This window comes from Gordonia sp. (in: high G+C Gram-positive bacteria) (assembly GCF_052106715.1).
GTDB lineage: Bacteria > Actinomycetota > Actinomycetes > Mycobacteriales > Mycobacteriaceae > Gordonia.
The window spans coordinates 42,140-49,285 of the sequence record NZ_JBQEDL010000031.1 but is presented as its reverse complement, the minus strand read 5'-3'; the positions used below and the strand labels follow the sequence as shown (position 1 = coordinate 49,285).

5 protein-coding genes and 1 pseudogene are annotated in these 7,146 nt (G+C 66.2%); 1 reads left to right on the top strand and 5 read right to left on the bottom strand.

Translation table 11 applies throughout. The annotated features are described in order from the left end of the window. Positions 1-205: 205 nt before the first annotated feature. The 4 genes from orn to ACTIMF_RS14910 are packed head-to-tail and all read right to left on the bottom strand — an operon-like array spanning position 206 to position 4,350. Positions 206-805: an oligoribonuclease gene (gene orn / locus ACTIMF_RS14925; protein WP_442351081.1), complete on the bottom strand. Its 600-nt coding sequence runs from the start codon at positions 803-805 to the stop codon at positions 206-208. Between the two features lie 35 nt (positions 806-840). Further along, positions 841-1,647 (bottom strand): mycolate reductase, encoded by an 807-nt coding sequence (gene cmrA / locus ACTIMF_RS14920; protein WP_442351080.1) that lies wholly within the window; start codon positions 1,645-1,647, stop codon positions 841-843. Between the two features lie 38 nt (positions 1,648-1,685). Next, the gene (locus ACTIMF_RS14915; protein WP_442351079.1) at positions 1,686-3,749 is read right to left on the bottom strand and encodes an oxidoreductase; all 2,064 of its coding nucleotides are present in this window, start codon (positions 3,747-3,749) and stop codon (positions 1,686-1,688) included. Positions 3,750-3,798: 49 nt separating this feature from the next. Next, a complete protein-coding gene (locus ACTIMF_RS14910) occupies positions 3,799-4,350 on the bottom strand; it encodes a PadR family transcriptional regulator (RefSeq protein WP_442351078.1) in 552 nt (183 codons plus the stop codon). 109 nt (positions 4,351-4,459) lie between these two features. Between ACTIMF_RS14910 and ACTIMF_RS14905 the strand changes: the two are divergent. Further along, positions 4,460-5,053: pseudogene (locus tag ACTIMF_RS14905) on the top strand (SMP-30/gluconolactonase/LRE family protein); the annotation flags it as partial. On the opposite strand, the gene ACTIMF_RS14900 reads toward ACTIMF_RS14905, so the two are convergent. Next, the gene (locus ACTIMF_RS14900) at positions 4,961-7,033 is read right to left on the bottom strand and encodes an ABC transporter ATP-binding protein (RefSeq protein WP_442351077.1); all 2,073 of its coding nucleotides are present in this window, start codon (positions 7,031-7,033) and stop codon (positions 4,961-4,963) included. The pseudogene ACTIMF_RS14905 and the gene ACTIMF_RS14900 sit on opposite strands and share 93 nt — an antisense overlap. Between the last annotated feature and the right edge of the window lie 113 nt (positions 7,034-7,146).

Sequence of the window (7,146 nt, the reverse complement as noted above, 5' to 3'; positions counted from 1 at the left end):
ACTCGAACCCGCGACACCCAGGATCACAACCTGGTGCTCTACCAACTGAACTACAGCCACCATCGGCACCGGATTTCAGCGTTCACACGCCGTTGCCCGAGCCAGGCTCATACTCTATCCGGTTGTACGCGCTAAATTCCAATCGGTTTCTGACCTGCGTGTTCCGCCGAGACATTCGGCGTGAACACCGGTGGCAGTCAGGAAGTCACATCGGCGGCAGGTCGGCGACGATCTTCTCGAGCGCCTTGGCGTCGGGCCCGGGCGCGGGGACGAATGCCGCGGCGCGGTAGTAACGCAACTCCTGGATCGATTCGCGGATGTCCGCGAGGGCGCGGTGGGCGAGACCCTTCGGCGGTTGGCCGAAGTAGACCGCCGGGAACCACCGGCGAGTCAACTCCTTGATCGAGCTGACATCGACCATCCGGTAATGGAGGAACGAGTCGAGCTCCTTCATGTCGCGCGCGATGAAGCCGCGATCGGTCGCGATCGAGTTGCCCGCCAGGGGAACGGCGGCGCCGCCGGTGATGTGTTGACGCAGATAGTCCAAGACCATCTTCTCCGCTTCGGCGAGCGTCACCGTCGACGCTCGGACCTCGTCGGTGAGTCCGGAGTCGGCGTGCATCTTCACGACTACTTCGGGCATGTTGGCCAGGGCGTCGTCATCGGCGTGGATCACCACGTCGACACCGTCGCCCAGAATGTTCAAGTTGCTGTCGGTGACGAGCGCAGCGATCTCGATCAGTTTGTCGGAGCCCACGTCGAGGCCGGTCATTTCACAGTCGATCCACACGAGTTTGTCCTGCACGCGATCGACTCTATGCCCGATGCGGGTCGTCGGTGTCAGTCGCCCTCGCCGAGCTTGCTGTAGAAACGTCCGACGATCGGTGCAACGACCGCGCGCGGTGAATAGCCACCCGCTACCGACATGGCCTTCGACAGTGTTCCGGGTACAACGCGCATCTTGTTGCGCGACAACGCGTCCAGGCTCATTTGAGCGACTTTGTCTGATGAGTGCCACAGGAAGTCGGGTACCAATTTGTCGACGATCGACTGTTCGTCCGGTGACGGCGTTGCGGTTCGAACTGGCCCGGGAGCCAACAGAGTGACATGGACACCAGTGCCCTTGAGTTCGCCGCGCAATGACTCGCTGAAAGTGTTCACGAACGCTTTGGTCGCGGCGTAGGTCGCGTTGTTCGGGATCGCCATGTTGCCCGCAGCCGACCCGACCATCAAGATGCCGCCGACTCCACGCTCGACCATCTGGGGGAGTACCGCGAGCGTCAGGTCGTGGACGGCGTTCGCGTTCAGCCGGACCTGGGCGCGCTCATAGTCGAGGTCGGACCCAGCGACCGGACCGAACGTGGCGATGCCTGCGTTGTTGCACAGCAGCGAAATCTCTCGGCCGCGCAGCTCCTCACACAGGGCTGCGACGGCCTCGAGGTCCGAGAGGTCCACGGCGCGGACTTCCGCGTCGACATCGAAACGACTACGGATCTCCGTGGCGAGGGCATCGAGGACCTCGCGGCGTCGAGCCACCAGGATGACCGAGTGGCCACGACGCGCGAGTTCGCGTGCGAGCGCCATCCCGATCCCGGACGATGCTCCGGTGATGACAGCGCGGGCAGCGTTGCGAGGGACGACAGGCATGGGCTCATCGTATCCGGAGGCTAGGCCGGTACGACCGATCACTCGATGCCCGCGGCGACCTCCGTTCCCTGGCGGATAGCGCGCTTGGCGTCGAGTTCGGAGGCGACGTCGGCGCCGCCGATCACGTGGGTGATGATGCCCGCCTCGGTCAGCGGGTCGACGAGTTCGCGGACCGACTCCTGACCCGCACAGACGACGACGTTGTCCACTTCGAGGACCCGGGTGCCGGTGACGTTGCCCTGTTTGTCGTGCACGGTGATGTGCAGGCCGCCGTCGTCGATCCGGTCGTAGGTCGCACCTGAGATCTGTTCGACGCCCTTCATCTTGACGGTCGCACGGTGCACCCAACCCGAGGTCTTGCCGAGTGTCTTGCCTTGGCCGCCCGGCTTGCGCTGCACCATGTACACCTGGCGAATCGCGGGCATCGGTCGGACCTTGGTGATGAAACCGGGGGTGTCGAGATCCTCGGTGACACCCCACTCCTGCTCCCACTCCTTCAAATTGAGGGTGGGCGACTCGTCGGTCGTCAGGAACTCGGTGACGTCGAAGCCGATTCCGCCCGCCCCGATCACCGCGACGCGCTTGCCGATCTCGCGGTGGCCGAGGACGGCTTCCGCGTACGACATGACCATCGGATGATCGATGCCGTCGATCGTCGGGACCCGAGGGACGACGCCGGTGGCGACCACGACCTGATCGAATCGGCCGTCGATGATGTCCTCCGCGGACGCTTTGGTGCCCAGTCGGACGTTCACGTTGTTCACCTCGAGCTGTCGGGTGTAGTAACGGATCGTCTCGTTGAACTCCTCCTTGCCCGGGATGCGGGCGGCGATGGAGAACTGGCCGCCGATGTGCTCGCCGCTCTCGAACAAGTCGACGCGGTGTCCCTTCTGGGCTGCAGCCACGGCCGCCGAGAGTCCGGCCGGGCCAGCGCCGATCACCGCGACGCGCTTGGCGCTACGCGTCTGGCCGAGCGTCAACGTCGTCTCGCGACCCGCGCGCGGATTGAGCAGGCACGACACCTTCTTGCCGACGAACGCGTGGTCCAAGCAGGCCTGGTTGCAGCCGATGCAGGTGTTGATCTCGTCGGCGCGGCCGGATTCGGCCTTGCTCGCGAAGTCCGGGTCGGACAACAGCGGACGTGCCATCGAGATGGCGTCCACCTTGCCGCCCGCGAGGATCTCCTCGGCGAAATCGGGGGTGTTGATGCGGTTCGACGCGATCAGCGGGATCGACACGACCTCGCGCAGACGCTCGGTGAACTTGACGAACGCGCCGCGCGGAACGGATGTCACGATCGTCGGGACCTGCGCCTCGTGCCAGCCGATGTCGGTATTGATCGCGTCGACGCCGAGTTCCTCGGCGCGCTTGGCCAGTAGGGCGATCTCGTCGAACGTCTGGCCGTCTTTCACGAAGTCGGCGACCGACTGACGCAGGATCACCGGGAAGTCGCGTGGGACCTCCTCGCGGATCGCCTTGATGATCTCGAGGAGGAATCGCTGACGGTTCTCGGTGGACCCGCCCCAGTTGTCGGTGCGATCGTTGGTGTGCGGGCACAGGAACTGGTTGATCAGATAGCCTTCGCCGCCCATGATCTCGATCGCGTCGTACCCCGCGCGGCGAGCGAGCTTGGCGCTCTGCCCGAACGAGCGGATCACGTGCCAGATAATCGCCTCGGTCATCTGCACGTGTTTGAACGGATGGATCGGTGACGGTGCGCTGCCGGCGGCGACCTTGAACGGCGTGTACCCGTAACGGCCCGCGTGGATGAGCTGCAGGGCGATCTTGCCGCCCTCGTTGTGGACGGCCTTGGTGAACTCGCGGTGGCGGATCACGTCGGCCTGGTTGGTCATCTTGCCCGCGAACGGCAGCAGCAGACCGGTCCGAGACGTCGCGAATCCGCCGGTGATGATCAGGCCGACTCCGCCGCGTGCTCGCTCCGCGTAGTAGGCGGCCAGCTTGGGCGTGTCCCACAGGCGGTCTTCCAGACCCGTGTGCATGGACCCCATGACGAGGCGGTTCTTCAGTGTCGTGCCGCCGACTCGAAGCGGCTCGAACAGACGTGGGTAATGGGTATTGGGTTCGGCCGTCGGGGCTGACATGGCTGGACCTTTCTCTCTCGGGGCTGTCCGCTCGGGGGTCGGGCGACAGTCAGATCTGTGCGTCGAGTTCGCGACGTAGGCCGGCGAGGACCTCGTCGCACCATTCGACTGTTCCTTGCGTGACGCGCACGCCGCCGCGAAGCACCAGGTACTGGTGCAGCTTGCGGCCGTGCAGTGCGTCGGGCTCGGGGTAGTAGTCGCGCTCGAACCCGCGGTAGAGCTCAAGGGAGGCAGCGGCTTCGGCCCGATGCTCCTCGAGTTGTTTGACGACCTGCGACAGATCGCCGAACTCGGCGGCGCGAAGTTTGACGCCCAGTTCGCTGCGCAAAGGCGGCAGCGGGGTCGGGGTGATGACCCACTCGGACAGAACGTCACGGCCCGCGTCGGAGATCGTGTAGACCTTCTTGTCCGGGCGACCGTCCTGGCTGACCGACTGAAAGCTCACCAGACCGTCGTCGTGCAGCTTCTTGAGGGTTCGATAGATCTGCTGGTGGGTCGCCGACCAGAAGTACCCGATGGACCGCACGAACTGCTGCCCGATCTCGTAGCCGGTTCCCGGGCGCTCGGACAGCGACACGAGGATGGCATGTTCCAAAGCCATATCGTCACGCTAGCAGTGCAACAAAGTGTTATGCAACGATGTTCATATCAATTGATGTGCGGTGAGGCGACCGACAGCGCAACTGCCCGAACCCTGCTAAGAAGGTGCCGTGACCAGCTTGCGTCGAATCTCGCTCCCCGGATCAGCGCCCGAAGACGTCGTCGTACTGCCGGACGGACGGATCGGCACCGGCCTCGCCGACGGTCGGCTACTCGCTGTCGATCCGGATAGCGGCGACGTCGAACTGCTCGCCGACACCGCGGGGCATCTGTTGGGCCTCGACGTGCGGGCAGACGGGTCGGTCGTCATCTGCGACCACGACCGCGGGCTCCTGCTCCTGGAAGCCGGGGAACGTCGGGCGACGGTTCTGGCCGACACCGTCGACGGTCGACCGCTGCACTTCGCGTCGAACGCGACGACGGCGTCCGACGGCACCGTGTACTTCACCTCGTCGACGCAGCGATTCACCATCGACAAGTGGCGCGCGGACCTCATCGAGCACTCGGGCACGGGTCGGCTTCTGGCTCGAACCGTCGACGGTCGGGTCGACGTGCTCCTCGGCGGTCTGCAGTTCGCGAACGGTGTCGTGCTGGCACCCGACGAGTCGTATCTACTGGTAGCCGAGACCGGCGCCGCCCGGATCACTCGATACTGGTTGACCGGCGATGCCGCGGGCACCACCGACCTGTTCGTCGACGACCTGCCCGGATACCCGGATAACATGTCGATCGGCTCCGACGCGCTCGTGTGGGTCGCGTTGGCCTCGCCGCGCAACCCTGTCCTCGAATCGCTGTTCAAGCTGCCGTCGCGGGCTCGTAAGGTCTTGGCGAGGGCGCCGCAGCGTGTGGGGCCTGCGCCCGAAGAGACAGTGTGGGTCCTCGGCATAGGATTCGACGGCGAGATCGTGCACGACGTCCACGTCGACGACCCCGAGTTCTCGTTCGTCACCGGCGTCGCCGAACGCGACGGCGTCCTCTACCTCGGAACGATCATGCACGACGCGATCGGTGTCCTCGAGGTTCCCCGGGCGGCCGGCGCGTAGCCGTCCGTGCCGCAACTCGCAGACCTCGTCGGCGAGCGGGAGGATCCGGGCGTCGTGCGTGATGAGCAGCGTGGTGCGTCCGGTAGCCAATGCGCGCAGCGGTCCGACGAGATCGGCCACGGTGTCGTCGTCGAGGGCGGCGGTCGGCTCGTCGAGGATGAGAATCGGAGTGTCGCGCAGCAGTGCGCGCGCCATGCACAGACGCTGCCGCTGACCGCCCGACAACTCCAGCCCCTCGGCGGCCAACATCGTGTCGTATCCGTCCTGGAGCGCGGTGACGAACTCGTCGGCGCCCGCCGCGGCCGCCGCAGCGACGATGTCCGCGCGCGTGGCGTCGGGAACACCGTAGGCGATATTGTCGGCGACCGACCCGGGTTTGATCATCGGGCTCTGTGGGAGCAGAGTGACGGCGTCGCGGACCGAACGGGCGGTGACTGAGCCGACATCGACGCCGTCGATCAAGATCGTGCCGGCCGACGGCGCATCCATGCGCGCCACGAGGCAGGCCATCGTCGACTTCCCTGCGCCGCTGCGGCCGACGAGGGCGGTGATGGACCCGGGGGACAGAGTGAGGTCGACGCCGTCGAGGACGACTCGGTCGCCGCGGCGGCGCGCCACGTTCTGGAACTCGACGACCCCGCGCGTCGCACGCAGATCGAGAGCGTCGTCGACGTCGGGCGAGTGCGGCGGCTCGTCGAGGAGTTCACCGATTCGGGCTGCGCTCACGCCGGTGGCGGCCAGCGACAAGCGGACGTCCGCGATCTCCTGAAGCTTCGGATAGAGCATTGCCAGATACCCGGTCAACGCCATGAGTTGGCCGACAGTGAGGGTCCCGCGGCGTACCTGTGAGACGCCGACGACTGCCACGGCGAGCGCCACCAGGATCTGCGCGAAGCCGAGGACTGCGCCGAACCCCGCCTCGACTCGGGCAAGACTGACGCGCGCCGCCATCGCGTCCAGTCCGCGGCGGTGCAGTGCAGCCTGTTCGACGGCCTCGCGGTTGTAGGCGACCGTCACCTCGTGCCCGGTGAACGCCGATTGCAGGGTGTCGGCGAGCGCACTCTCGGCATCCCGCTCGCGCCAGGTGTGCATACTCTGTCGTCGGCCGTACCAGGCCGACAGCGCCCAGATCGGCGGCACCGAGCAGAGTGCCACGAGAGTGAGGGTCGGACTCATCCACCACGCCGCGCCGACCAGCGCGATCGCGTTGACGGCGGCGACCACCGCCGCGAGCAGCCCGGACGATATCGCGTGTTCGACCGCTTCCAGATCGCTGGAGTGACGGACCACCAAGTCGCCGATGCCGCGTCGACGGTGGGCGGCCGGCGAGAGTCGCTGCACGTGCGCGAAGGCTCGATCACGCAGCGTCAATACGATCTTCTCCGATTCGCGCGCCGCCATCACCTGGCCGACGTAGTCGGCAGCAGACGACGCCGCGGTGACCGAGATCCACACTGCCGCAAGCGGAATCAGTGCGGTGAGTGACGAAACGCCGAGCGCGGTGTCCACGACGTCGGCCAGAACGAAGACGCCCGCTGCATCGCACGCTGCTGCGGCGACGAACAGCACGGCGGCGACGATCAGCGGTCGCCGATGGCCACGGAGGAGCGGGAGGAATCGGGTGACGGCGTGACGGTTCACGGGTGGAGTCCTTCGGGTGGAACGCCGCGTGCGCCGGGCTCGTAGACGAGCCCGGCGCCCCCGCGGGGGGTTAAGGACAGGGGCGGAGGATCAGCGCCAGATACACGTCCACC